We start from the raw sequence: 25,802 nt of genomic DNA, 5'->3' as shown, positions 1-25,802 counted from the left end.
GAGCCCGGCACGCGTGCCGGGCTCAGACTGCTGACAAAGTGCTTGATGTACGTTTCGCCCGGCGGCGCTACGCTTGCACGGGCCTACAAATTACAGTAGGCCGGGTAAGCGCAGCGTCACCCGGCAAAAAACGGCTAAGCTGTTGATAACAGGGCTTGTCATCAATTTCAGTTAGCATCACTCTTTCAGCAGATGGCCCATTTTGGCGGCTTTGGTATCAAGGTAGTGGGCGTTTTTCGGGTTACGGCCGACAATCAGCGGTACGCGTTCAACGATGTTGATCCCGGCTTCGGTCAGGATCTCCACTTTTTTCGGGTTATTGGTCAGCAGACGTACTTCGTCCACGCCCAGCAGCTTGAACATATCGGCGCACAGGGTGAAATCACGTTCGTCAGCGGCAAAACCGAGCTGATGGTTCGCTTCAACCGTATCGTAGCCCTGGTCCTGAAGCGCGTAGGCGCGAATTTTATTCAGCAAACCAATATTACGCCCTTCCTGACGGTGATAAAGCAGCACGCCGCGGCCTTCTTCAGCAATATGAGAAAGGGCTGCTTCCAGCTGGAAACCGCAATCACAGCGCAGGCTGAACAACGCATCGCCGGTGAGACACTCTGAATGGACGCGGGACAGCACCGGTGTCTGCCCTGAAATGTCGCCATACACCAGTGCGACATGATCCTGTCCGGTTGCCAGTTCTTCAAAACCCACCATCAGGAAATCGCCCCATGGGGTTGGCAGTTTGGCTTCTGCCACACGTTTAAGCTGCATGTGATTCTCCAGAGTAGGCTGACACGTTTCGTGCCTGTGCCCTGTTTTGCTTTCTGTATCAGTTTATTTTGCCACAAGCTCAGCATGTTCGCCTAATGGGCACCATGCTATATGAACGTTAAACGCACGATCCGACATCTCCACCAGGTGAATAAATTTCAGTTATGATTGTGACGCTTAGCGAAAAAGGAGAAGACATGCATTCAATCGCCAGACGTACGGCAGCAGGTGCGGCCATTTTACTGATTATGCCTTTGGCCGTATGGCTTTCCGGGTGGATGTGGCAGCCCGGGCAGAACACCACGTGGTTGAAAACGTTATACTGGATTACGGAAACGGTCACCCAGCCCTGGGGAATTATTACCCACGTTCTCCTGTGCGCCTGGTTTCTGTGGTGCCTGCGCTTTCGTCTGCGCGCGGCGCTGATGCTCTTTGCTATCCTCGGTGGGGCTATCCTTATCGGTCAGGGCGTAAAATCCTGGGTGAAAGATCGCGTTCAGGAGCCGCGTCCTTTTGTCGTCTGGCTGGAAAAAACGCACCATGTTCCGGTGGATGAGTTCTACACTTTAAAGCGTAAAGATCGCGGCGCGCTGGTCAAAGAACAGCTTGCGGAACAGCAAGATATCCCGAAATTCTTGCGAAAACACTGGCAGAAAGAGACCGGGTTCGCGTTTCCTTCTGGCCATACCATGTTTGCCGCCAGCTGGGCGCTGCTGGGGGTTGGGCTGCTTTGGCCAAGACGTCGAACGGTCACTATCGTGATTCTGCTGGTCTGGGCGACGGCGGTCATGGGCAGTCGCTTACTGCTGGGGATGCACTGGCCACGGGATCTGGTCGTTGCCACGCTCATCTCGTGGCTGCTGGTGATGCTGGCGACCTGGCTGGCTGAACGATTCTGCGGCCCGCTAACGCCACCGCCGGAAGAGAAAGAAGAAATAGCCGAAAGGGACCAAACGGACGCCTGACGGTTGATATTCCGCATTTTGCCCATAGATCCATGACGTGCGCGTCACTTTTTCCGTTTCGCGCCCGTCACTAAAATGGTAGTTTATAAGGCTGATTGCGTTAAGTTGAACACACTTTATTCGCTTGAACCACATAACGGGAAGTAATGTGAAATATTTACTCATTTTCTTACTGGTATTGGCGATTTTTGTCATTTCAGTCACATTGGGTGCACAAAACGATCAGCAGGTGACGTTTAACTATCTGCTGGCTCAGGGTGAATACCGTGTGTCGAGCCTGCTCGCGGTCTTATTTGCAGCAGGCTTTGCCATTGGCTGGCTGGTTTGCGGTTTGTTCTGGTTAAAAGTCCGTGTTTCGCTTGCGCGCGCAGAACGTAAAATCAAACGACTCGAACATCACATTGCGCCTGCGTCCGACATGCCGGAAAGCTCTGGCGTGCCGGTCGTGAAGGAATAATCGACGATGCTGGAGTTGTTGTTTCTGCTTTTGCCTGTCGCCGCAGCCTATGGCTGGTATATGGGCCGCAGAAGTGCGCAACAAACAAAACAGGATGAGGCCAACCGACTCTCCCGCGACTACGTTGCGGGGGTCAACTTCCTCCTGAGCAATCAGCAGGACAAAGCGGTGGACCTGTTCCTCGACATGCTGAAAGAGGATACGGGGACCGTTGAAGCGCATCTTACCCTGGGTAACCTGTTCCGCTCGCGCGGCGAGGTTGACCGCGCCATTCGTATTCACCAGACCCTGATGGAAAGCGCCTCGCTGACCTACGATCAACGACTCCTGGCCGTACAACAGCTGGGACGAGATTACATGGCCGCGGGGTTGTACGATCGCGCTGAAGATATGTTCGCTCAACTGGTGGATGAAACAGATTTCCGCATCGGCGCGTTGCAGCAGCTCCTGCAGATTTATCAGGCCACCAGCGACTGGCAAAAAGCCATTGATACGGCCGAACGTCTGGTGAAGCTGGGTAAAGATAAGCAGCGCGTTGAGATAGCCCATTTCTACTGTGAACTTGCCCTTCAGCAGATGGGCAACGACGACATGGATAAAGCCATGACGTTGTTGAAGAAAGGTGCCGCCGCGGACCGCAACAGCGCCCGTATCTCTATCATGATGGGGCGCGTCTTTATGGCGAATGGCGACTACGCCAAAGCCGTTGAAAGCCTGCTGCGGGTTATCGATCAGGACAAAGAGCTGGTCAGTGAAACGCTGGAGATGCTGCAAACCTGCTATCAACAGCTGGACAAGCAGGAAGAATGGGTGGCGTTCCTGCGTCGCTGCGTGGAAGAGAATACCGGCGCAACCGCGGAACTGATGCTCGCTGACGTTGTTGAGCAGTATGAGGGTGGCGACACCGCGCAGGTCTATATCACCCGACAGCTTCAGCGTCATCCGACGATGCGGGTCTTCCATAAGCTGATGGATTACCACCTGAACGACGCGGAAGAAGGGCGCGCCAAAGAGAGCCTGATGGTGCTGCGCGACATGGTTGGCGAACAGGTGCGCAGCAAGCCGCGCTACCGTTGCCAGAAGTGTGGTTTTACCGCCTATACCCTCTATTGGCATTGTCCTTCATGCCGGGCCTGGTCAACCATCAAGCCAATCCGCGGCCTTGACGGGCAGTGATTTTTTAAAAGCCTTCATTTTAGTTACAACATACTGATAGCTTTTAGCACTTACTCAACACCGTGCGGTTTGCCAGCCTGGCAGAGACATAAATGGCTTCTGTCAATTTGCGGCGGCGGCAGGTAGAATGCTGGCCGTTTATCTGTTCCGCGCCGCTGCGCGCCCATAGACGAAAAGGGCTGGTCATGACGTCTGTTACATCCTCCACTTCCCGCGTAATTACGGATTCTCCTGTTGTTGTTGCGCTTGATTACAATAAGCGTGACGCTGCACTGGCGTTTGTCGACGGTATCGACCCTCGCGACTGCCGTCTGAAAGTTGGCAAAGAGATGTTCACGCTGTTTGGACCGCAAATCGTTCGCGATCTGCAACAGCGCGGCTTTGACGTTTTCCTCGACCTCAAATTCCATGATATTCCGAATACCACGGCCCACGCCGTTGCTGCAGCCGCAGAGTTGGGCGTATGGATGGTCAACGTCCATGCGTCGGGTGGGGCAAGAATGATGACCGCCGCCCGTGAGGCGCTCCTGCCGTTCGGTAAGGACGCGCCGTTGCTGATCGCCGTCACCGTGCTGACCAGTATGGACGAAAGTGATTTACGCGACCTTGGCGTGACGTTGTCACCTGCGGAGCATGCTGAACGTCTCGCCCGTTTGACGCAGCAGTGCGGCCTGGATGGTGTTGTCTGCTCCGCGCAGGAAGCGGTACGTTTCAAATCAGCACTGGGCCAGGATTTTAAACTCGTCACGCCAGGGATTCGCCCTGCGGGCAGCGACGTGGGCGATCAGCGCCGCATTATGACGCCTGAGCAGGCGCTGGCGGCGGGCGTAGACTATATGGTTATCGGGCGTCCGGTGACGCAGTCTGCAAACCCGGCTGAGACGCTTAAGGCTATCAATGCATCGCTGAACAAGGGGGCGTAATGACCGATTCCAACAGCCGTCTGGTCTACTCAACCGATTCCGGGCGGATAGACGAACCGAAAGCCAAAGTGGAGCGTCCAAAGGGAGACGGTATCGTTCGGATTCAGCGTCAAACCAGCGGACGTAAGGGGAAAGGGGTCTGCCTTATCTCCGGCATTGATCTGGATGATGCAGAACTGACTAAGCTGGCTGCCGAGCTGAAAAAGAAATGTGGCTGCGGCGGTGCCGTAAAGGACGGGGTTATTGAAATCCAGGGTGATAAACGTGATTTAATAAAATCACTGCTGGAAGCCAAAGGCATGAAAGTTAAACTGGCAGGCGGTTAAAATAAATGAGCCACGGCAAATGCCGTGGCTCGTGTTATATACGTGCGTATGTCAGACCTGAAATGCGTTTAAATATCGCAATATCGAGGAAGGCTTAGATAATAATTATTTGCCAACCTGGTGACCGATAATACCACCGACAGCAGCGCCACCTAATGTACCCAGCGTACTACCATCCGTTAATACTGCACCACCGAGAGCACCGGCACCGGCACCAATCGCGGTGTTACGGTCACGTTTAGACCAGTTAGAGCATGCGCTCAGGGACATTGCTACAGTGATTGCCAGAACAGCGGCGGCTAATTTTTTGCTGGTTAAGGTCATAATACTTTCTCCTGAATTATCGATTCACGGAAAGATGTACACGTTAAGTATAGACGAATCGAATACTTAATTCTTTTCCCCGTGAAAGCTGGTCGCGCAGGCGTTACTTCATCACGCAGGTGATAGTCACTTCCTGTTATATCGCTAACAGTAATTTTACGACTTTAGGGCAGGTTATACAGGTAAAAACTCTTAAAGCAGGGTTAAGAATCATCTCAGAGAAAGAACATGCGCGCCCGAAATTCGGGCGCGGAGGGAAATCAGGCGCTGGTTTCAATAATATTGACGATCAGACCGCTCTCTTCGAGTTTATTGCGATGCGCTTCGCTCAAACGGTCATCGGTAATCACGCGGCTAAAGCGTGAAGCGGGACCCATCGTGTAAGGATGAACGGCACCAAATTTAGAGCTGTCGGTGAGCACAATGGCTTCGCACTCTTTTTCCAGTACGGCATTGACCACGTCAGAGCGCATCATATCCCGGCCGGTAAAACCTGTTTCCGGCTGCCAGCCGTCAATCCCGATAAAGGCCTTGCTGAAATGAACCTGCTGGACGTACTGACGGGTCAGCGGGCCAACCATGCTTTCGCTTTTTTTCTGATAAATACCGCCCAGCAGAATCACCTCGCAGCGCGTCTCTTTAAGCAGATGCGCGATATAGCTACTGACGGTGATGATGGTAACGTCTTTTTGATCGGCAAGTGTTCGCGCCAGAAGGGCATTACTGCTGCCGTTTTCAATAAAGACGGTCTCACCGTTGTTCACCAGGGAGGCAGCAAATTCCGCCAGTTCATGTTTGAGCGCGTAGTTGTTCATCATGCGCGTCTCAACGTCATCACTGTCCAGCGGGACCGCATAGCCATGCGCGCGACGCAGGTAGCTCTGTTTTTCCAGCAGATTAAGATCCTGACGGATGGTGACTTCAGAAACGCCAGTGGTTTTCGCGAGATCGACTACGCTTACGCGTCCCTGATCGATGACCATCTGCAAAATGAGTTGTTGTCGGGAATTCATAGCATCCATTTAATAAAGCGAAACGAGGTCGGAAACGGTGGGCGTTAAACTTCCCACGGCGCTTTTGGCTGTCTGTTTTCGGGCGCAGCGTCAGCGCCATGCTGAGCAAGAAGTTCAGACTTCAGGATCTCAAGATTACGGATAGCAGAGTGATAATCGCCCGCCACCAGGATATCCAGCACGGTATCAATTCGTTGTGCTACAGCTTGTGCGTCAATCGTAGACATAATCTCACCCCAGGCGCGAAAAGTTAATATTTTCAATGATGCAGAAATTGGGTTCAAAAGAGAAGGGAAAAAATGCAATAACTAAATTACATAAACGGAAGTGATAAAATTATTCCCCCTCATACAGCGGGCTTATTGAGTGGATTAGTCTAAAACTGCGCGCAACGCGCTTTTTTATAGGAGGAAGTAGACTATGACAGTTATCAATCAGCCTACCTGTACACTGTTTACCGATACTGAACGGTTCACCCAGCTGTCAGGGTATTACGAGGCGGAGCGACATACCGTCTGGATGATGTTACGGGCTCAGCCACGGCCTTGCTTTAACCATGCGTTGATAGAGGAGATCATGAATTTTTCATGGCTCGTCCGCCAGTCTGGTTTTGCGGTTGATTTTTGGGTGACCGGATCGCTGGTTCCCGAAATGTATAACGCGGGCGGTGACCTGCAGTTCTTCGTTGAGTGCATTCAGCACGGTCGACGTGAAGCATTACGGGCCTATGCGCGCGCCTGCGTTGATTGCGTGCATGCGGCCTCGCGGGGATTTGATACGGGGGCCATCTCTCTGGCCATGGTTGAAGGCAGCGCGTTAGGGGGCGGGTTTGAGGCCGCTCTTGCGCACCATTTCGTTCTGGCTCAGCGCGATGCCCGTTTAGGTTTCCCCGAAATTGCCTTTAACCTGTTTCCGGGCATGGGGGGATATTCCCTTGTTGCACGCCGTTCAGGCATGAAGCTGGCAGAGGAGCTCATCTACAAAGGGGAATCCCATACGGCGGAATGGTACGAACAGCACGGCCTGGTGGATCTCCTGTTTGAACCCGGACAAAGCTATGTCTCCACCCGAACCTTCATCGACACGCTACGGCCAAAACTGAATGGCGTGAGGGCGATGCTGCGCGCCCGGACGCGCGTTCTGCAATTGCCGCGCAGTGAACTGATGGACATCACGGAGGACTGGGTAGACGCGGCTTTCTGCCTTGAACCGAAAGATATCGCCTACATGGAGCGTCTGGTGATGCTGCAAAACCGCCATCACGCGGCGGGCTTGCGTAAAGCCAGTTAATGCTGTTTTCGCACCTGATAGCGTTTTAGCCATCGCTCGAATGCGGCAGCGGGCATCGGCTTAGCAAACAGAAAACCCTGCCGTTCGTTGACGCCGTTCTTGGTCAGAAAGGCGTCTTCTTTTGCATTTTCGACCCCTTCGGCAATCACCTGCAGGTTTAACGCCTGCGCCACCGCGACGATGGCGCGCACCAGTGACTGGGAGATGGACTGCTTATGAATATCCCTGACAAACGATTGATCGAGTTTTATGGCGTCAATAGGGAAGCGGGCCAGCTGCGAAAGGGAGGAGTAGCCGGTACCAAAATCGTCGAGATGAATTTGCGCCCCCAGCCGGCTGAACTGCTGAATCACGGAGAGCGCCAGCTCTTCGTTCTCGATAAGACAGCTTTCGGTTAATTCGACGTCCACCGGGCAGTATTCAAAGTTCAGATCCTTCAGCGCCTGCTTTAAGTCGCTAAAGATAGTCTGGTCGGCCAGCTGACGCGCAGAGACGTTCACGGCCACGCGCAGGTTTATTCCCTTATCGCGCCATTTTGCCACCTGGCGAACCACATCGAGCATCACCCAGCGGCCCAGCGGCACGATCAACCCCGACTCCTCGGCATAAGAGATAAACTCCAGCGGTGGGATCAAACCGCGTTCGGGTGATTGCCAGCGTACCAGCGCTTCCAGGCTTCTGACCTCGCCGCGCCAGGTGATTTTTGGCTGGTAGTGGATCAAGAGCTGATCGTTATCCAGCGCTTTACGCAGGTTGGTATCCAGCCAGAGATACTCAAACACGCGTTGGTTCATCTCGGGCGAGAAGACGCAGAACTTGCCCCGGCCGTTCTCTTTGGCGGTGTACATGGCGGTATCGGCGTTGCGAATGACGCTTTCCCGGTCGTTGCCATGCTGAGGGGCGAGGGCGATACCCAGGGAACAGCCGGTGTAAATCTCAATCAGGCCGATTCGGAACGGCTGGCGCAGGCGGGTTAAAATGCGCGACGCCATCGCTTCCAGAGAGCCCTGAGAGGTATTGGTGGCCATGACGATAAACTCATCACCGCCAAGTCGTGCCAGCACCTGTTCCTCATCCAGACAGCTCAAAATGGCGAGCGCGACAGCCTGTAACAGCTGATCGCCAAACATATGCCCGTAAGCGTCGTTGACCTTTTTAAAGTTGTCCAGATCGAGATACACCACGCCAACCTGCGTGTCGCCGCGGTGGCTGATGGCGTCAGAAATCAGGTCATGGATTGCATTACGGTTTGGCAAGCCAGTGATGGTATCGGTATTGGCCAGCACGCGCAGCCGTTCCTGAGCGCGGCGTTCCTCGGTAATATCGGTACCGGAACAGATAAGGAAAATTTCATTTTTACCGCTGCCGCTGTGAACGAATTTGTTTCTGAACAGAAACAGTCGTTGCCCTTTACGCGTTTTGATCCAGCGCTCGACTTCATAGGAACTGCCGTTGCGGAAGAAACCGGAAATATTGCGCTTTGAGGCTGCCGCTTCGCTGCGGCTCATAAACAGCTTAAACACGTTCTGGCCAATCACTTCCTGCTCTTTCAGGCCGGTATACTCTTCGCTCAGTCGGTTAAAGCGCTGAATATTGCCGTTCTGATCGAGGATAACAATGACGGAGTTAGCCTCTGAAACGACCTGTTCCGCGAAAGAGAGCCCTTGCGCCAGGTCGCGCGCCACGGAGGGGGTATCATGCCAGGCGGAAGCGGTACCGGCCCACTCGTTACGGGTAATTTTCCGCCCAACAAGGTGAACCGGGAGGTCTTCCCCGAATAACGAGAGCGTCATGGAAATGCTGGAGGTAATCACGGTTAAGTGACGGATAAGATCGGCCTGATCGTCGTCCAGCGCAATCACCTGAGTGACATCGGCATTTTCACTGGCGGCAAGGTGCAGAGCATTGCTGTCAGCTGACAAACGCCACCATGGGCTGTGAGTCCCCATGTAGCGAAACAGCAAATTCTGCTCCAGATCGTCCATCATGTTTTCTCCCGCAGCTGTTCATTAGCGCACAAATTATTCATTTGCAGTCGACTTTTCCGTTGAGAAACAGCGGTAAAACCGAAGTGAACTTATTGTTTTTCCCTGATTTCTGATAATAAAACGAGTCAGGTTAAAAAGGATACTGAACGTATAAAAATTCACGTAACCGAATATAACAACACTCTTTTACTGTAGATAATTATGGCGAATTTGGGCGAAGGGAGACTGAAAATAGTAAGAAAAAATAATGCTTTTGTGGCGGGGGTAAAAAGAAAAATTGTCGGCCCTTCCGGAAAGGAAATGACCGACAATTGAACAGGTTATCAGGCGACAGGACGCGCGATAATACTGCGGGTTTCCATACGGACTTCAGCAATGGTGACGTCAATCACGTCGGTGACTTTGTAAACTGTTTCACCTTTAATTTGCACCGTACCGTTTTCCTGACTACAGACCATTTCATCGCGAACAGCATGCAGGAATGGCGCAGGAATAAACGCGACAGCACCGTTATCGACCAGACGGACGCGCATCCCTCCGCGGCTGATATCGATGATTTCTGCGGCGAAACGGGTATCCGTACCGGCTTTATCCTGCAGGAAGCGTGCGTACAGCCAGTCGCCAACGTCACGTTCCGCCATGCGGTTCAGACGACGGCGATCGGCCATCTGCAGCGTGGTGTCTTCCTGAGGACGGGCAACGGTTTCGCCTTTGATAATCGCTTTCAGCAGACGGTGGTTAACCATATCGCCATACTTACGGATCGGTGACGTCCAGGTCGCGTAGGCTTCGAGGCCGAGACCAAAGTGCGGGCCAGGCTCGGTGCTGATTTCTGCGAAGGACTGGAAGCGACGAATGCGGCTGTCCAGGAAGCCCGATGGCTGCGCGTCCAGTTCGCGGCGAAGCTTGCAGAAGCCCGGCAGCGTGAGCACTTCTTCCGGATCGACGTGCACGTCGTGATTCTTCAGCAGGGCTGCCAGCGCTTCGGTATTCGCTGGATCAAAGCCGGTATGGACGTTGTAAATACCAAAGCCCAGCTTGTCGCGCAGCACGCGTGCGGCACAGATGTTGGCGGAGATCATCGCCTCTTCAACGATGCGGTTCGCAATGCGTCGCGGTTCGGCCACGATATCCAGCACTTCGCCTTTCTCACCCAGAACAAAGCGATAATCCGGGCGATCTTTGAACACCAGCGCATGGGTTTGACGCCACTCGCCGCGGTTCAGACAGATGCGATGCAGCAGACGGATCTGCGCGGCAATGGCGTCTGATTCAGGTTTCCAGCTACCGGTATTTTCCAGCCAGTCGGAGACGTTATCGTAGGCCAGCTTGGCTTTCGACTCGATGGTGGCGGCAAAGAACTCGATATCGTCTTCAATCGCGCCATCCGCAGCAATGGTCATGCGGCAGGCAAGGACCGGACGCACTTCATTCGGACGCAGCGAGCAGAGATCGTCTGACAGTTCACGCGGCAGCATTGGGATGTTGAAGCCCGGCAGGTAGTTCGTGAACGCACGGATTTTCGCCGTTTCGTCAAGCTTGCTGCCTTCAACAATCCAGGCGGTGGGATCGGCAATGGCAACGGTCAGGTGCAGTTTGCCGTCGGCGCTCTCTTCAGCGTAGAGCGCATCGTCCATATCTTCGGTGCTGGCGCTGTCGATGGTGACAAACTCCAGCGCGGTAAGATCGCGACGCGTCAGACCTTCGTCCTGCATCTCGGTTGCCACGCCGTTCGGCGCTTCTTTTTCAAGATTGTGGCGTGCCAGTGTGACCCACCATGGCACGAAATGATCGGCGCCAAAGGTAATGAACTGAGTCAGTTCCGCATAAAAACAGCGATCGCCTTTCAGGGGATGACGGCGCATTTCTGCTACGGCCCAGTCACCTTCTTTAAAATCATGCTCAACACCACGGGCGGCGCGGCAGGGAATGGCATCTTTCAGCAGAGGATGATCCGGCACGATAGAAAGGCGATCGTCTTTTCGCTGCACCTTACCCACAAAACGGGTCAGGAACGGTTCGATCAGTTCTTCCGGTTCGGCGGACTCGCGATCCTTCTCGGTATGAATGACGGCCATGACGCGATCGCCATGCATCACTTTCTTCATCTGCGGTGGCGGAATGAAGTAGCTTTTCTGCGCGTCAACTTCAAGGAAGCCAAAGCCCTTTTCCGTGGCTTTTACGACCCCTTCTGCACGCGGCGTCTGGGAATGCAGTTGCTGTTTAAGCTGCGCTAGCAGCGGGTTGTCCTGAAACATAATGTTCTATTTTCGTAGCCATTGAGCGGCTGACAGTTTTACGCGATTCTCACTGTCTCAGCAAGCGGTCTTTGGGTAATGAGTGTGGTTATTCCTCTTTACCAAACGCCACTTTCAGACGATTGAGCCAGCCATCAAACGCACTTTGGGTAAGCAGCGTGATGGCATATTCGCCCTGGAGTCCTTGATCCGTGAGCGGGGTAAACTGCGCGGCGCTGAAGCGGTCCGGAGAGCGGGTCAGCAGTTCGACCGCTGCCGAAAGTGCGGGGGAGGTCTGCGGGATCTCCGCGCGGCTGTTTAACAGGATTTCTCCGGTCAGGTCGAGCAGCGTCGGCTCATGACAAAGCACCGGCGTCAACGCCTCGAGCGCGGGTTCGGCCTGCCAGCGGGACAGGGACTCCAGCTGATGCGCATTCGCGTAGCGCAGCTCGACGACGGGTAAAAGCGGCATCCACGCATCGTGGCTCGCGGGAAGCGTGTGCGGCTGAATATGGTGCCCCGGCAACCAGCGAACAGGATGTCCCAACAGGGCCTGAAAAATCGCGACCACGCGCGCCTGAAAACCGATAAAGCCGATAATCTGGTTAATCACCACGATGTCGTACGTGGACAGGCCCACCTCATCAAGCTGGTTCCGGGCTTTATCATCAATGACATCAGGTGAGCTGGCGAGCTGGCGGGCATACTGGGTGATTTGCGCCAGGCGGCGGTTGCTTTCGCGCGAGGAGTCCGGGCCGGGAAGCGGGGCGAGGAGGGCGGCGTAGTGGTTACAGAGCCGCTGAACGCCGCAGGCCTGTGCGACCGTTAACGCGGTACTGAGCCGATCGTAAGCGCTGAGCGTATGCAGTCGGTTCACGGGAATTGAGAGTGGAAACAGCTGGTGGCATAAGGCTCTGGCAGGAGTAAGCCAGCCAGAACAGGCGGCGACAATCTCATCAGGCAGGGCTAAATCGAGCAAAAAACGATCGTCGACGTTAGCGGCTTCGGGCACCAGGGGCAGAACATCCGTCTGCGCGTGGTTTGACTGGGTTTCATGATACCAGTGGCCTTTGCCGGAAAAACGGCGTTGTTCCATGTGCGTTCCTTGATCTCAAAATGGCGATCAATATCCTGGCGTAAGGCAGATAAAGGGAAAAATATTGTTAGGTGATAACAAATAGCAGAACGGAATAACGAAGGGGTGAAGTGGGGGGAAATACTCTCTTCCCGGGCGGGAAGAGAGTCATAGCTTATTTAATTTCCAGCTCGTTCATTGCAGCGATGTTGAAGCCGCCGTCAACGTGAACCACTTCGCCGGAGATACCTGCGGAAAGGTCAGAGCACAGGAATGCTGCAGAGTTACCCACATCTTCAATGGTAACAGTACGACGAATCGGGGTAACCGCTTCGCAGTGTGCCAGCATTTTACGGAAATCTTTAATACCGGAAGCGGCCAGGGTGCGGATAGGACCCGCAGAGATGGCGTTAACACGCACGCCTTCAGGACCCATTGCGTTCGCCATGTAGCGTACGTTGGCTTCCAGAGACGCTTTAGCCAGACCCATAACGTTGTAGTTAGGGATAGCACGTTCAGCGCCCAGGTAGGACAGAGTCAGCAGGGCTGCGCCCGGGTTCAGCATCGCGCGGCAGGATTTCGCCATCGCAACGAAGCTGTAGGAGCTGATGTCGTGCGCGATTTTGAAGCCATCACGGGTTACCGCGTTCACGTAGTCGCCGTCCAGCTGGTCGCCAGGAGCGAAGCCGATGGAGTGAACGAAACCGTCGAATTTCGGCCATGCTTTTGCCAGTTCAGCAAACATGCCGTCGATGCTTTCGTCTTGTGCAACGTCACATTCCAGAACAATGCTGGAACCCAGCTGCGCGGCAAACTCTTCAACACGGCCTTTCAGCTTGTCGTTCTGGTAGGTGAACGCCAGCTCAGCGCCTTCGCGATGCATTGCCTGTGCGATGCCGTATGCGATGGACAGTTTGCTGGCAACGCCAGTCACCAGAATGCGCTTACCGGAAAGAAAACCCATAGCTTTAATCCTTATATTCATTGCTTATTTTGCCTTGTAATTCATAGCGTTACAGGCAGTATTTCAAAATCATTCGAAATTAGCTCGAAATTATAGCCCACTCACAGCCCCTTGTGTCACGATATTTCTCGCACTTCTCCGAAGTCGCATGTCCCGAAGAATGCGTCGCGGACACGCGGGGGCGCGAAATTTCAGCATTCGTCCAGTATATCACCCGGCAACAGCTTCGCCTCATCCAACCAGCGAGGAGGCGCGATCCCGCAAGGGTGTTCACGCTTTCCTGATGTTGCCGATGAAGCGCGCAATAACGATAAAGAAAACCGGTACGAAGAAGATCGCGAGAAGCGTACCGCTAATCATGCCGCCAAATACGCCGGTACCGATGGCATGCTGCGTACTGTCGCTTGCACCACTGGCCAGCATCAGAGGAACAACCCCTAAGGTAAAGGCTAACGATGTCATCAGAATGGGGCGCAGGCGCTGACTGGCGGCATGAATGGTCGCCGCCAGCAGGGGTTGCCCTTCGCGATGCAGCTGCCTGGCAAACTCCACAATCAGAATGGCGTTCTTGGCCGACAGGCCGATAAGCGTAATCAGACCGACCTTAAAGAACACGTCATTGGTCATGCCGGCAACAAACACCGCTATCACCGCGCCGATAAGGCCCAGTGGAACAACCAGCATGACCGCAAAAGGAATAGACCAGCTCTCATACAGGGCGGCGAGCACCATAAACACGACCAGTATCGACAGGGCGATCAGGCCCGGAAGCTGCGATTCCGATTTTTTCTCCTGCAACGAACTCCCGGCCCACTCACCCGCCATGCCCTGAGGCAGGCTCCTGGACAAACCCTCCATGATCTTCATTGCGGTGCCGCTGGATACGCCTGACGCCGCACTTCCGGTAATCCGTATAGCAGAATAACCCTGGTAGCGCGTCAACTGCTGCGGCGCAACGTTCCAGGAGATCGTCGCAAACGTTGATACCGGCACCATCTCACCCATCCGGTTTTTCACTGATAGTTTCAGTATCTGTTCAGGCTGCATTCGGTAGGGGGCGTCGGCCTGCATAATCACCTGTTGAACGCGGCCGTTGTTGGTATAGTCGTTGACGTAATTTGAGCCCAGGGTGACGGAGAGCGTCTGGTTGATTTCATCGAATGGGACGCCCATCGCTTCCGCCTTTTCCCGGTCAACCAGAAGCGCAAGGCTGGTTCCTTCCGGCAGACCGTCTATATAGACATCACTGAGTTCAGGGCGTTGATTAGCCTGCAGAACCAGCGCGTCGGCGGCCCTCTTTAGAGCCTCATAGCCCGCTCCCGCTCTGTCCTGAACGTACCAGGTGAAGCCCGAGGAGGTGCCCATATCCGAAATGGCCGGCGGGAGCAGGCTCATTGTGACGGCATCAGTGACGTTCGTCATGCTGGCCTGTATGTGGTCGGCTTCATCATGCGCCGTCGAGCCCTGCCGATTTTTCCAGTCCTTCAGCGTGGTGAAGGCCATAGCCGAATTCGGTCCAGAACCTGAAAAGCCAAACCCCAGGATCATAATGTTGCTTTCAATGTCCGGCCGGGCCGCAATTTCCGCTTCAAATTTTTTAACCACGTTGAGGGTGCGCTGCATCGTGGCATCAGAAGGCAGCTGGATAGAGGACATAAAGTAGCCCTGATCTTCATCCGGCAGAAAGGACGACGGTAACGAAGACAATCCAACAAACAGCGCCGTGCAAAGCGCAACGTACAGGAGCAGCATACGTCCGCTTCGCTTCAGAACGGCACTCAGCCCGGCTTCGTAACAGACGGTGAGCAAACGGAAGCGCGCGTTAAACCTGGCCGCGAACCTTCCACTTCCGCTCTTTCCTGCCTTGTGCGGCTTGAGCAACGTGGCGCACAGGGCAGGCGTCAGCGTCAGGGCTAGAAACGCGGACAGCAGTATGGAGACCGCCATGGAAATACAAAATTGTCGATAAATAATCCCGACCGAACCCTCAGCAAACCCCATGGGGATAAAGACGGCAGTGAGCACCAGCGTGATCCCGATAATCGCCGGGGTGATCTCCTGCATGGCCTGCCGGGTAGCATCCCGTGGGGAGAGGCTTTTTTCCGTCATCAGTCGTTCGACGTTCTCCACAACCACAATGGCATCATCAACGATAATCCCTATCGCCAGCACCATGCCGAACATCGTCAGAATATTTATGGAGTATCCGCTCAATAACATCACCGTGAAGGTGCCAAGAAGTGCGACGGGAGCAACAATCGCCGGGATAAGCGTACAGCGTATCTTATGCAGAAACAGAAGCATCACCAGGAAGACCAGGACCATCGCTTCTACAAAGGTCTGAACCACCTTCATGATAGACAGTTTCACAAACGGCGCGGTATCGAAGGGAACCGTAAACGTCATTCCTTCCGGTAATACCTGGGAAAGCTCGCCGATGCGCGCGCGTACGCCTGAAGCCGTACTTATTGCGTTGGCACCCGGCGAGAGCTGGATTGCCGCAGCCGTTGCAGGCACGCCATTTTCGCGGATACCGAAAGCGTAACTTTGCAGGCCGGACTCAACGCGCGCGACGTCGGACAGTTTCAGCCTCGCGCCCGATGCATCTGATTTCAGGGTAATGTTTCTGAACGCCTCTACCGAAGTGAGTTGCCCCTTCACGGTGATGGGATATGTTACGCCTTGTCCCGCAGATGCTGGCTCATCTCCCGTTTTGCCGGGCGAAACCAGGGCATTTTGCTGGCCAACAGCAGTAAGCACATCGCTCACCGAAAGGCCGTAGCTGTGGAGCTTCATCGGATCCAGCCAGATACGCAGCGCTTTTTCGCCGCCAAACAGCTGAACTTTCCCTACGCCGGGCACGCGACGAAGCTCGTCACTGACGTTTCGGGCAAAATAATCGCTTAAGTCGGCTTCCTCGAATTGACCGTTGGTGGACTTCAGCCCCACCATCATTAAAAATCCAGAATTAGCGGCTTCGACGTTAATGCCGTTTTGTCTTACCGCCTGAGGAAGACGAGGCTCGACGATCTTTATCTGATTCTGCAGATCCATCTGTGCCAGCTTGATGTCCGTGCCGGGTTTAAACGTGACGGTAATCGATGCCGAACCGGTTGTGTCGCTGGATGATTCGAAGTAGAGCAAATTATCTACGCCAGAGATTTCGCGTTCGATTAACGATATCACCGACGTATTCATGATATCGGGGCTGGCCCCCGGGTAACTGACGGAAATAATGATGCCTGGCGGAGCCACCGCCGGATACTGCGCAACCGGCAAACGAGGAATAGACAGGAGACCCGTCAGGACGATAAACAGCGCCACAACCCAGGCGAAAATGGGACGTTCGATAAAAAAATGAGGCATTGGGTTATTTTTGTGCAAAAGAGTGAGGCAGAGACTCTACCGCGCACCTGTTTAGCGGAAGTGGGCGGTTTATGGAGGCCGTGTGGAGCAAGGGCTCAGATCATTCTCATAATGAGGTACAGCGGTGCTCCACCAAAAAAAATGATCAAATAACATTCATAGTAAAAGATCAGATCCTCAATATCGGGCATCGCGTTTAACAGCACGGTGAACGTAATAATGAGATAAACAAAAATCACCATCAGCCAGAAGGCGATGATAAGTAGCTCAATGAACGCGCCGGCTTTATTTTGTATGACCAGAAAAACCACTGACAATGCGATGCAGCCATAGATAAGGGGTGAAGAGAGCAGCGTCGAGGCGACTTTCTCATCCATTCTGTGTACCAGCACCAGCCAGGTATAAAGTAATCCCCACGACAGCAGCAGAAACAGGGAATATATACCCAGTTTTTTAGGAGAAAAATATTTGGAAAGTTCCATGTTCATTATTTCAGCCAACTTCATAAAATCTTTAAGAAACAGTGGTAATTTGCAGCGCGCAATGCACAACGCGTTATGCCTCATTAGCGATTTTGAACGGACATTGTCGAGTCTTTATTGACTGAATGTGTAGGCTGTGTGGAGAAATAACCGGGCATTTAAATCAACCGGGAAATTTTCGTGACTACGGCACTTTTTCCCGGAGGCTGTGTCTTATTGTGCTCAAGATATCTGATAGCGTGCTTAAAGGGATTTCACCCGCGGAGATAATATGAACAAAAATACGCTGATCCTTGTTGTTGAAGATGAAGACGAAATCGCCGATATACTGATGAGCTACTTAGAGCGTTCGGGAATGAAAACGCTCAGGGCCAGGCAGGGCGAGCAGGCGATAACGCTCAATCGCCTCCATAAACCGGATCTCATCTTGCTGGACATTCACCTGCCCGTGTGTGACGGCTGGAGTGTGCTCACCACACTTCGCCATGAAAGTGCTGTCCCCGTCATTATGGTTTCCGCTCTCGATCAGGACGTCGATAAACTTATGGGTCTGAGGCTCGGCGCGGATGATTACGTCATCAAACCCTTCAACCCTTCGGAAGTTGTCGCACGGGTTGAGGCGGTGCTGCGTAGAACAAAGCCTGCGCTTCAGCAGGCGGGGGCCATGCCGCTCAGAACGCCATTCATTACGGTCTATCCGGATGATTTCTACGTGGAGGTTACTGCGGGGCCCGAGGTTATCTCCCCGGTCTTAACGACGACCGAATTTAAATTGCTTTCTTACCTGGTGCGTTATCCGCGCAAGGTCTGTTCTCGTGAAGAGTTGCTCAACGCGTGTTTGCCGGAAGGCGATACGCTCGACAGAACCGTCGACAGCCATATGAGCAAGCTGCGAAAAAAACTGGAGCTGGCCGGTCTTTATGGCGTTCCCGAGAGCATCAGGGGCATGGGTTACCGACTTGGGGAAAAGAAATGAATAAAGAGTCTGTCCTGAGTCGTCAGATCTTAACGTATATGCTGTTGCTGACGTTTACGATAATTGGCATCGCCATACTGGGCTCCTGGTTTTTTTACTCCTTTATTCTGGATCATCTTCCCGGCGGCCCTGCTGCGGGTGATGACGAGCAGATGACGATGTGGGACTGGGTATGGATTGGGACCGCGACAACGATCAGCCTGATCATTGCCGTATTCTTTACGGTCAAACTTTCATCGCGAATACTCACCCCGCTAAACGCGGTCGCGTCCAGCCTGAAAAAAATTTCTCAGGGCGATCTGGACGCCAGAGCATTCTGTGCCAGTTCCCGGCTGGGAGAGATCAATCACCTGGTTACGGATTTCAATGAAATGGCAGAAAAGCTGCAAACGCTGGATATCCAGCGGAAATCCTGGAATGCTGCGATTGCGCATGAACTCAGAACCCCGGTCACCATTTTACGCGGAAGGCTTCAGGGGCTGGTTGACGGGGTGTTTACCCCGGACCCGGTGCTGTTTACTAACCTCCTCAAACAGACGGAAGGATTAACCCGTCTGATTGAAGATCTCCGGGTTATCAGTTCGGATGGCGGGGCAGGATACACGTTATACCAGGCCAGAACGGATCTGAAAGGGACAATACAGGACGCGCTCGATACCTTCATGCCCGAGTTCAACCGTAAGGCATTTACCGTCCATACTGAACTGAGGGAGCAGCAGTGCGTATTCGATCCCTTACGCATCAATCAGTGTCTGACCGTTTTATTTGACAATGCCTTACACTATTCAACTTCGCGCAAGCTCACGGTAAAAAATGGTGTTTCGGATAAAGGCAATTTTATCCTGATTCAGGATGGGGGACCGGGTATTCCCAGGGAGTTTCATGACTTCCTGTTTCAGCCCTTTCAGCGCGATAACGGCGCCAGACAGCTGAACCCGGAAGGCTGTGGTTTGGGCTTGTCGGTGGTAAAAGCCATCATGCTGGCGCATGGTGGCGATGTTACCTATACCTTATCCACGCAAAACCACTCGATATTTAAACTCACCTGGCCCGACTCGTGAGCGTCAGCGGCAGGTCAAATGTGCCTGCCGGCGGTAAATGCCATATTTTTCCTAGCTTAGCATCCCATTCCTGCGGGGTAATCGACAGTTTACCGCGTCTCGGGCTTAAGGTTATTTCACTGAAATAGATTTCATCTTTTTTTAGCATGAGGTCAACGCGGCAGTAGTCAATGCCATCCGCCAGCTCCTGGGATGCCAGCAACGCTTGTCGGAACAAGGCCGGCTCGCCTGGCGCCAACGGTGTATTCGGATATTCCATCTGAAAGGGTTGTAAGTTCCAGTACCTGTCGTAAACGTTGATGAAACCTTTGCCGCTGTCATCGGTAAAATCCGCTTCAACATAGTGGGCAACGCCATGAAAGCAATGGAACCTCAGCATTTCGGGCGCTGTGTTCCTGTCTGCATCATCGAAGAGATCGACATACGGTTCGCAAAGTATTTTTGGCGTAATGTTTTTGTACTGCCATTCGCGCGTGGTGTAGTACATATTTTTCTTTAACGCGAGACTGAGTTTTTTACACGCTTCCCTGACGTTAAATTGCGCTTTGTTTGTACATATTATTGTGCTGCCACTGTCATGGTTGCACTTAAGGACAAATTTTTCAGGGAGCGTCGAAAAATCAATCTGGGACACCTTACTGTAGACGCCGAGTAATGGCACCGATTTGACTCGCGTTGTTCTGGAGATTACGTATTCCCGAACGGCGAGTTTATCGGCAAGCAGGGTATAGACGTTATTGTGGTCATAAACCAGACGATGACATATTTTTTCACTCAACGTCGTGGGGGATTTAATGTCAGGATGCTGCCCCGATGTTTTCTTAAGCCTCACAGTATGAAAGTACAGGTCTGTCATTAAAAATGAACGACATTTTCTGATGAGATACTCGGTATATTTGAGAATGTAAGTGGCGTTGTTCATTTCTTCTCCTCCGTAATGTCCGGATATTCTGGAGAAGAACTGTTGATGTATTTTGCTGAGAGTATGGAGCAGCAATGGAGATGAAAAAGTTAAGGATTAAACAGCGTATTAAGGCTATTTAATCCTTATTAAGCGGCGCAACGTTTGTTTACCGGTCTTTGCGCCACGCATCGGCTGTCAGTGCTTCACCGAAATGACCGGCTATCAGCCGTTTTGTCAGCTCGTGAAGCGGGGAGGCCATCACATCCGCCGTGCTGCCACGCTCGACCACTTCACCCTGGTGCATAACCATCACCTGATCGCTGATGTGTTTCATCATCCCCAGATGCTGGGTGACGTAGATATACGAGATGCCCTGTTTTTCCTGCAGCTCCAGCATCAGGTTTATCAGCTGCGAACGCATCGACATATCCAGCGAGGCAAGCGCTTCGTCAGCAATGATCACTTTCGGGCGCAAAATCAACGCACGCGCCAGACCCAGACGCTGTTTCTGGCCGGGGGCCAGCATGTGTGGGTAGTAGCTTTCGTGATCCGGTAACAGCCCAACCATGCGCAGGGTTTCGAAGATACGCTTGCGGCGCGCCTCGGGTTCCAGGTCGGTGTTCAGACGCAGCGGAAAATCGAGGATCTGCGAAATGCGCTGGCGCGGATTGAGTGAGGTCGATGGATCCTGGAAGATCATGCGGATGCGCTGGCTGCGGAAAGAGTAATCCCCGAACGTCAGAGGGTGATCGTCAATCAATACTTCGCCAGCCGTAGGTTCAACCATGCCGGCAAGCATTTTCGCCAGGGTCGATTTCCCGGAACCGTTCTCGCCGATGATCGCCAGGGTCTGTTTTTCACGCAGGGTAAAGCTGAGCGGTTTTACCGCGTCGACAGTTTGACGATGAAACAGCCCCGTGCGGTAGCGAAAGGTCTTACTCAGGTTGCGGACTTCAAGCAAGGTTTCGACCATTTCACTCTCTCTCCATGTTCAGCGGGAAATGACAGGCGTAAAGATGATTTTTGGCCCCGGTCAGGCGTGGCGTCTCGATACATTTACGCTGAGCATACGGGCAACGCGGCCCCAGACGACAGCCTATCGGCAACGATTCCAGCAGCGGAATCGCCCCGGGCAGGGTATTCAGGCGGCTCTTATGCGGCATGGCGCTGCCAAAATCGGGAATTGCGCGGATTAGCGCCTGCGTATACGGGTGGTGCGGTGCGGTGATCAGGTCTTCACTCGGCGCGGTTTCGACCGTTTGTCCGCAGTACATCACGTCAATTTTATCCGCCCATTTGCTGAGCATTTGCAGGTCATGGCTGATCAGCAAAATGGTGGTGTTGTTGTTCTGGTTGAGACGCGACAGCAGGCGGAAGATTTGCGCCTGCGTGGTGGGTTCCATCGCGTTCGTCGGTTCATCCGCAATCAGCAAACGCGGCTGATTAGCCAGCGCGATGGCAATCATCACTTTCTGACATTCACCGTCGGTCAGCTCGTACGGGAAGCTGCGCATCGCATCTTTGTGATCTTTGATCCCGACGCGGTGTAAAAGCTCAATGGCGCGACGCTTGCGCCAGCCAACGCGCTGCCACCAGCGACCTTTATAGGTCCAGCCGGGGATGTTCTGCATCAGCTGTTTGCCCACGCGTTCGGACGGGTCGAGACAGGACTGCGGCTCCTGGAAAATCATCGAGACGTTATGTCCGACCAGCTTACGCCGCTCGCGGGGAGAGAGGCGCAGCAGGTCGATGTCATCAAACCGCATACGGTCGGCGGTCACGCGCCAGTTATCTTTCGCCACGCCGCAGATGGCTTTGGCGATCAGGCTTTTGCCTGAGCCGGATTCCCCCACCAGCCCGCGGATTTCACCTTCCGCGAGGGTGATACTGATGCGATCGACGGCTTTAACCCAACCTTCACCGGTTTTGAATTCAATGGTGAGGTTGCGAATATCAAGAAGCGGCATTATTGCACCCCCGCGTTAATTGCACGGCGAATACCGTCGCCCAGCAGGTTGATCAGCAGCACGCTCACCATAATGGCCGCACCCGGCAGCATAACCGTCCACGGCGCCACGTAAATTAACTCCAGCGCGTCACCGAGCATCGCACCCCATTCAGGCGACGGCAGCTGCGCGCCGAGGTCGAGGAAGCCGAGCGCCGCGATGTCCAGAATCGCCATCGACAGGGCGCGGGTGATCTCGGTGACCAGCCCGGACGCGATGTTAGGCAGCACGGCAAACCACAGAATGTTGAAGGTGGTCGCGCCGTCCAGACGCGCAGCGACGACATACTCTTTTTCCAGCTCGTCATGCACCATGCTGTAAACCGAGCGCACGATGCGGGGCAGGATAGCCAGCCAGACGGCGAACATGGCATGCGACAGGTGCGGACCGGCAAAGGCAACCACAATGATCGCCAGCAGCAGAGACGGAATCGACAGCAGCGTATCCAGAATGTGGTTAAGCACCGCCGAGCGGAGGCCATGCGTGGATCCCGCAAAAATACCCAGCGCCAGCCCGCAGATCGTGGCCGCGAGCGTCACCACAAACGCGCCGCCCACCGTCGGGGCCGCACCGCTCAGCAGGCGGCTCAACACGTCACGTCCGAGGTCGTCCGTTCCCAGGAAGAAGGAGACTTCCCCGTAGCGGGACCAGGACGGCGGCAGCAGCTGATAGCCAAGGAACTGCTGGTCAATGCCATACGGCGCAAACCAGGAGCCAAAGACGCACAGCAACACCAGACCGGCACAGCCATAAAGGCCGATCATTGCCGTGGTATCGCCATAGAATTTACGCCACACGGTACGCAGCACACCGGGCGTGCGCTTTTCACTGTATACGCTATCGTAAGGCATACCATTCCTTATGCTTCAATGGGTTGGCCATGGCACCCAAAATATCGGACAACACGTTGACAATAATCACCAGCGAACCAATCACCATCACGCCTGCGGAAATCGCGGCGTAGTCCTGCTGGCGGATAGCGTTAATCAGCCACCGCCCCAGGCCAGGCCAGCTAAAGACCATCTCGGTGATCATGGCCAGCGTGAGCATGGTGGAAAACTGTAATCCCAGACGCGGAATAACCGGCGGCAGCGCGTTATGCAGGACGTTGCGGCGCAGGATGGTCAGGCGCGACAGTCCGCGCGTGGCGGCGGCTTTGACATAGTTCTGGTCAAACACCTCGATGGTGCTCAGGCGCATCAGGCGGATCACTTCGGTTGTTGGCGCAACCGCCAGCGTCAGCACCGGCAATACCATATGGCGCAGGGCGCTGACGATCATCTCGTGACGCCACACCGAATCAGACAGCCACGCATCGATGATGGCAAAGCCCGTCACCGATTTAACCGTGTAGAGCAGGTCAAAACGGCCAGAAACCGGTAGCCAGCCCATCGTCAGCGAGAAGAAAAGCGTCAGCAGTAGCGCCAGCCAGAAGACCGGGATGGAGAAGCCGAGCAGGGCGAGGGCGCTGATAAACTTATCCTGCCATTTGTTGCGATATATCCCGGCCAGCATGCCCACGGGGATCCCGACCATCAGGGCAAAACCGAAGGCCAGAATGCACAGTTCCATCGTGGCCGGGAAAACCTCTTTCAACTGATCGGAAATAAGCTGCCCGTTAATGCTGGACACGCCGAAATCCCAGTGCAGCAGTCCGTTAAACCAGAAGAGCCAGGCATCCCACAGCGACGATCCCTGGAGTGGGGCGTGGGGCGTGAAATAGCTCAGACTAAAGCCGACAAAGTTCAGGAAAAAGAGCGTCACCAGCAGCAAAAGGAGCCGACGCAAGGTAAAAATAATCATGGTTTTTTCACCTCTTGTTCTTTTTCACGCGACACGCCAGCGAACGAGGCGTTGCCAAACGGGCTCAGCACCAGGCCTTTAATATCATAGCGATATGCCTGAAGGCGCAGGGAAGAGGCCAGCGGCAGCACCGGCAGTTCCTGAGCAAGGATCTTCTGCGCTTCATCATAGGCGTCGATGCGCGAGGCCAGCTGTTGGGAAGCCAGCGCTTTTTGCAGCACGGCGTCAAACTCCCGGTTACACCAGTGCGCATAGTTGGTCTGCGAGTTTATCGCCGCACAGCTCAGCAGCGGCCGGAAGAAGCTGTCCGGGTCGTTGCTGTCGGTGGCCCAGCCGGTGAGGGTTAAATCATGATTCATATCCATCAGGCGCGCCTCCTGGAAACGGCCCTCTACCGGTACGATGATCACTTTAACGCCTACCTGCGCCATATCCGCCTGCAGCAGTTCGGCGGTCTTGAGCGGGCTGGGGTTCCACGCCTGGGAGCTGGTGGGCACCCAAAGCTGCAGCGTGAGGTTTTCTGCCCCCAGCGCTTTCAGCTGTTCACGCGCTTTTGCCGGATTGTATTCCGTAATTTTAGCCTCACCGTCGTAGGCCCACGAGGCGCGCGGTAAAATTGAGGCGGCGGTTTCCGCCGTGCCGTAGTAGATCGACTGCATCAGGCGCTGGTTGTTAATGGCCAGCGCCAGAGCGTGCCGAACGGCAGGGTTATTCAACGGCGGCTTATCCGTGTTAAAGGCCAGATACGCGATGTTCATCCCCGGGCGTAGCGTCAGACGCAGACGCGGATCGTCGCGCAAAATCGTGAGCTGGCTGGCCGCGGGCCAGGCAAGCACGTCACATTCCCCGGTGAGCAGTTTCGAGAGCCGCCCCGTTCCGCCAGAGCCGAGATCGACCACCACCTGCGGCATCAGCGGCGTGCCGCGCCAGAAATGCTCGTGGCGCTGCAGACGAATGTATTGACCGGCGCGATATTCGGCCAGCTGGAACGGACCGGTGCCGACCGGCTGGCGATCGAGCAGTTCCTGACGATCCTTTTTCGTCAACTGAGCCGCGTATTCGGCCGACATGACGGATGCATAGTGGGTTGCCAGGTGCCAGAGGAAGGAGGCGTCCGGGCGCGTCAGCGTGAATTCAACCGTACGGTTGTCGAGCTTACGTACGCTTTTTACGGTGTCGGCAAACTGCAGGCTGTCGAAATAGGGGAAATTGCTGCCGTTAACGTTATGCCACGGATGGTTGCGGTTGAAGATACGCTGGAAGGTGAAGACCACGTCATCCGCGTTCAGCTTGCGCGAGGGGGTAAACCACGGCGTACGCTGAAACGCGACATCATCGCGCAGGTGAAAACGGTAGGTTGCGCCGTTATCCAGCACTTCCCAGCTTTCCGCAAGCTCGGGCACGAGACGGTAGGTGTACGGGTCAACATCAAGCAGACGATCGTAAAGCTGCGCGGCAAGGGTATCCACAATCAGGCCGCTACCCGCTTTTTGCGGGTTGAATGTATCCACCTGGCCGCTTACGCAATAGACGAAGCCGCTGTCACGAATGTCAGGCTGCGGCGTTTGCCCGGGCGCGGCAAAGGCCTGGCTGCTAAACAGACCAAGTGCAAAAAAGGACGATAAAACCAGACGCATAATTTTTAAGGTTTTTAGGTTCGATCTGCAAAGTGTATCGCACTTACGCCTGCTTCGTAAA

General features: G+C 54.2%; 24 protein-coding genes. 8 read left to right on the top strand and 16 right to left on the bottom strand.

Going from position 1 to position 25,802, the window contains the following annotated elements; translation table 11 throughout:
- Positions 1–177 precede the first annotated feature (177 nt).
- The gene (gene ribA, locus ACMGGQ_RS11055) at positions 178–768 is read right to left on the bottom strand and encodes a GTP cyclohydrolase II (RefSeq protein ID WP_008501210.1); all 591 of its coding nucleotides are present in this window, start codon (positions 766–768) and stop codon (positions 178–180) included.
- Positions 769–965: 197 nt separating this feature from the next.
- Here ribA and pgpB point away from each other — a divergent pair, with 197 nt between their 5' ends.
- The 5 genes from pgpB to yciH all read left to right on the top strand — a co-directional run bounded on the left by pgpB (position 966) and on the right by yciH (position 4,615).
- Entirely contained in the window at positions 966–1,733 is a 768-nt protein-coding gene (pgpB, locus tag ACMGGQ_RS11050; RefSeq protein ID WP_048029766.1) for a phosphatidylglycerophosphatase B, read from the top strand.
- A 148-nt stretch (positions 1,734–1,881) separates the two neighbouring features.
- Positions 1,882–2,190, top strand: a complete 309-nt coding sequence (locus ACMGGQ_RS11045) for a LapA family protein (protein ID WP_008501212.1) — start codon at positions 1,882–1,884, stop codon at positions 2,188–2,190.
- A 6-nt stretch (positions 2,191–2,196) separates the two neighbouring features.
- Complete coding sequence (lapB, locus tag ACMGGQ_RS11040; protein WP_063621868.1) at positions 2,197–3,366, top strand: lipopolysaccharide assembly protein LapB; 1,170 nt, start codon at positions 2,197–2,199, stop codon at positions 3,364–3,366.
- Between the two features lie 185 nt (positions 3,367–3,551).
- Complete coding sequence (gene pyrF / locus ACMGGQ_RS11035) at positions 3,552–4,289, top strand: orotidine-5'-phosphate decarboxylase (protein WP_063621865.1); 738 nt, start codon at positions 3,552–3,554, stop codon at positions 4,287–4,289.
- Positions 4,289–4,615 carry a stress response translation initiation inhibitor YciH gene (yciH, locus tag ACMGGQ_RS11030; RefSeq protein WP_045908885.1) on the top strand — a complete coding sequence of 109 codons (327 nt, stop codon included), beginning with the start codon at positions 4,289–4,291 and terminating at the stop codon, positions 4,613–4,615. Before pyrF ends, yciH begins: the two co-directional genes overlap by 1 nt.
- 105 nt (positions 4,616–4,720) lie before the next feature.
- Here the strand turns inward: yciH and osmB are convergent, their stop codons facing one another.
- The 3 genes from osmB to ACMGGQ_RS11015 form a co-directional block, all read right to left on the bottom strand.
- Positions 4,721–4,939, bottom strand: coding sequence for an osmotically-inducible lipoprotein OsmB (gene osmB, locus ACMGGQ_RS11025; protein ID WP_008501216.1), 219 nt, complete (start codon positions 4,937–4,939; stop codon positions 4,721–4,723).
- Between the two features lie 260 nt (positions 4,940–5,199).
- Positions 5,200–5,952 carry a DNA-binding transcriptional regulator YciT gene (locus tag ACMGGQ_RS11020; protein WP_420290042.1) on the bottom strand — a complete coding sequence of 251 codons (753 nt, stop codon included), beginning with the start codon at positions 5,950–5,952 and terminating at the stop codon, positions 5,200–5,202.
- Positions 5,953–5,996: 44 nt separating this feature from the next.
- On the bottom strand, positions 5,997–6,179 hold the full coding sequence (locus ACMGGQ_RS11015; protein ID WP_045908883.1) for a hypothetical protein: 183 nt from the start codon (positions 6,177–6,179) through the stop codon (positions 5,997–5,999).
- 193 nt (positions 6,180–6,372) lie between these two features.
- Here ACMGGQ_RS11015 and ACMGGQ_RS11010 point away from each other — a divergent pair, with 193 nt between their 5' ends.
- A complete protein-coding gene (locus tag ACMGGQ_RS11010; RefSeq protein ID WP_032674921.1) occupies positions 6,373–7,242 on the top strand; it encodes a crotonase/enoyl-CoA hydratase family protein in 870 nt (289 codons plus the stop codon).
- Here ACMGGQ_RS11010 and pdeR read toward each other — a convergent pair.
- The 6 genes from pdeR to ACMGGQ_RS10980 form a co-directional block, all read right to left on the bottom strand.
- Entirely contained in the window at positions 7,239–9,230 is a 1,992-nt protein-coding gene (pdeR, locus tag ACMGGQ_RS11005) for a cyclic di-GMP phosphodiesterase (protein WP_111966564.1), read from the bottom strand. The genes ACMGGQ_RS11010 and pdeR overlap by 4 nt on opposite strands.
- 323 nt (positions 9,231–9,553) lie before the next feature.
- Entirely contained in the window at positions 9,554–11,488 is a 1,935-nt protein-coding gene (locus ACMGGQ_RS11000) for an exoribonuclease II (protein WP_420290041.1), read from the bottom strand.
- Between the two features lie 88 nt (positions 11,489–11,576).
- A complete protein-coding gene (locus ACMGGQ_RS10995) occupies positions 11,577–12,563 on the bottom strand; it encodes a CMD domain-containing protein (RefSeq protein ID WP_008501221.1) in 987 nt (328 codons plus the stop codon).
- Positions 12,564–12,717: 154 nt separating this feature from the next.
- A complete protein-coding gene (gene fabI, locus ACMGGQ_RS10990; RefSeq protein ID WP_003856831.1) occupies positions 12,718–13,506 on the bottom strand; it encodes an enoyl-ACP reductase FabI in 789 nt (262 codons plus the stop codon).
- Between the two features lie 270 nt (positions 13,507–13,776).
- Positions 13,777–16,872: a multidrug efflux RND transporter permease subunit gene (locus tag ACMGGQ_RS10985; protein ID WP_420290040.1), complete on the bottom strand. Its 3,096-nt coding sequence runs from the start codon at positions 16,870–16,872 to the stop codon at positions 13,777–13,779.
- Positions 16,873–16,967: 95 nt separating this feature from the next.
- Positions 16,968–17,378 carry a transporter gene (locus tag ACMGGQ_RS10980; RefSeq protein ID WP_080474231.1) on the bottom strand — a complete coding sequence of 137 codons (411 nt, stop codon included), beginning with the start codon at positions 17,376–17,378 and terminating at the stop codon, positions 16,968–16,970.
- A 247-nt stretch (positions 17,379–17,625) separates the two neighbouring features.
- Here ACMGGQ_RS10980 and ACMGGQ_RS10975 point away from each other — a divergent pair, with 247 nt between their 5' ends.
- Together ACMGGQ_RS10975 and ACMGGQ_RS10970 are read left to right on the top strand one after the other, a co-directional pair.
- Entirely contained in the window at positions 17,626–18,330 is a 705-nt protein-coding gene (locus ACMGGQ_RS10975; RefSeq protein ID WP_048029776.1) for a response regulator, read from the top strand.
- Positions 18,327–19,391, top strand: a complete 1,065-nt coding sequence (locus ACMGGQ_RS10970; protein ID WP_420290039.1) for an ATP-binding protein — start codon at positions 18,327–18,329, stop codon at positions 19,389–19,391. Before ACMGGQ_RS10975 ends, ACMGGQ_RS10970 begins: the two co-directional genes overlap by 4 nt.
- On the opposite strand, the gene ACMGGQ_RS10965 is transcribed toward ACMGGQ_RS10970, so the two are convergent.
- The 6 genes from ACMGGQ_RS10965 to sapA all read right to left on the bottom strand — a co-directional run bounded on the left by ACMGGQ_RS10965 (position 19,372) and on the right by sapA (position 25,741).
- Complete coding sequence (locus ACMGGQ_RS10965) at positions 19,372–20,313, bottom strand: ATP-grasp fold amidoligase family protein (RefSeq protein WP_420290038.1); 942 nt, start codon at positions 20,311–20,313, stop codon at positions 19,372–19,374. The genes ACMGGQ_RS10970 and ACMGGQ_RS10965 overlap by 20 nt on opposite strands.
- 148 nt (positions 20,314–20,461) lie before the next feature.
- On the bottom strand, positions 20,462–21,268 hold the full coding sequence (gene sapF, locus ACMGGQ_RS10960; protein WP_008501227.1) for a putrescine export ABC transporter ATP-binding protein SapF: 807 nt from the start codon (positions 21,266–21,268) through the stop codon (positions 20,462–20,464).
- A gap of 1 nt (position 21,269) precedes the next feature.
- A complete protein-coding gene (gene sapD / locus ACMGGQ_RS10955) occupies positions 21,270–22,262 on the bottom strand; it encodes a putrescine export ABC transporter ATP-binding protein SapD (protein ID WP_008501228.1) in 993 nt (330 codons plus the stop codon).
- Complete coding sequence (gene sapC / locus ACMGGQ_RS10950; protein ID WP_045908876.1) at positions 22,262–23,152, bottom strand: putrescine export ABC transporter permease SapC; 891 nt, start codon at positions 23,150–23,152, stop codon at positions 22,262–22,264. Before sapC ends, sapD begins: the two co-directional genes overlap by 1 nt.
- Complete coding sequence (gene sapB, locus ACMGGQ_RS10945; RefSeq protein WP_023616846.1) at positions 23,139–24,104, bottom strand: putrescine export ABC transporter permease SapB; 966 nt, start codon at positions 24,102–24,104, stop codon at positions 23,139–23,141. Before sapB ends, sapC begins: the two co-directional genes overlap by 14 nt.
- Positions 24,101–25,741, bottom strand: coding sequence for an ABC transporter substrate-binding protein SapA (sapA, locus tag ACMGGQ_RS10940; RefSeq protein WP_045908875.1), 1,641 nt, complete (start codon positions 25,739–25,741; stop codon positions 24,101–24,103). The genes sapB and sapA overlap by 4 nt, the downstream gene beginning before the upstream one ends.
- Positions 25,742–25,802: the final 61 nt, after the last annotated feature.

The sequence above is a fragment of the Enterobacter sp. BNK-13 genome (genome assembly GCF_048685015.1).
Taxonomy (GTDB): domain Bacteria; phylum Pseudomonadota; class Gammaproteobacteria; order Enterobacterales; family Enterobacteriaceae; genus Enterobacter; species Enterobacter quasiroggenkampii.
The sequence above is the reverse complement of the archived record's forward strand: the minus strand, read 5'-3'. Positions and strand labels throughout refer to the sequence as shown.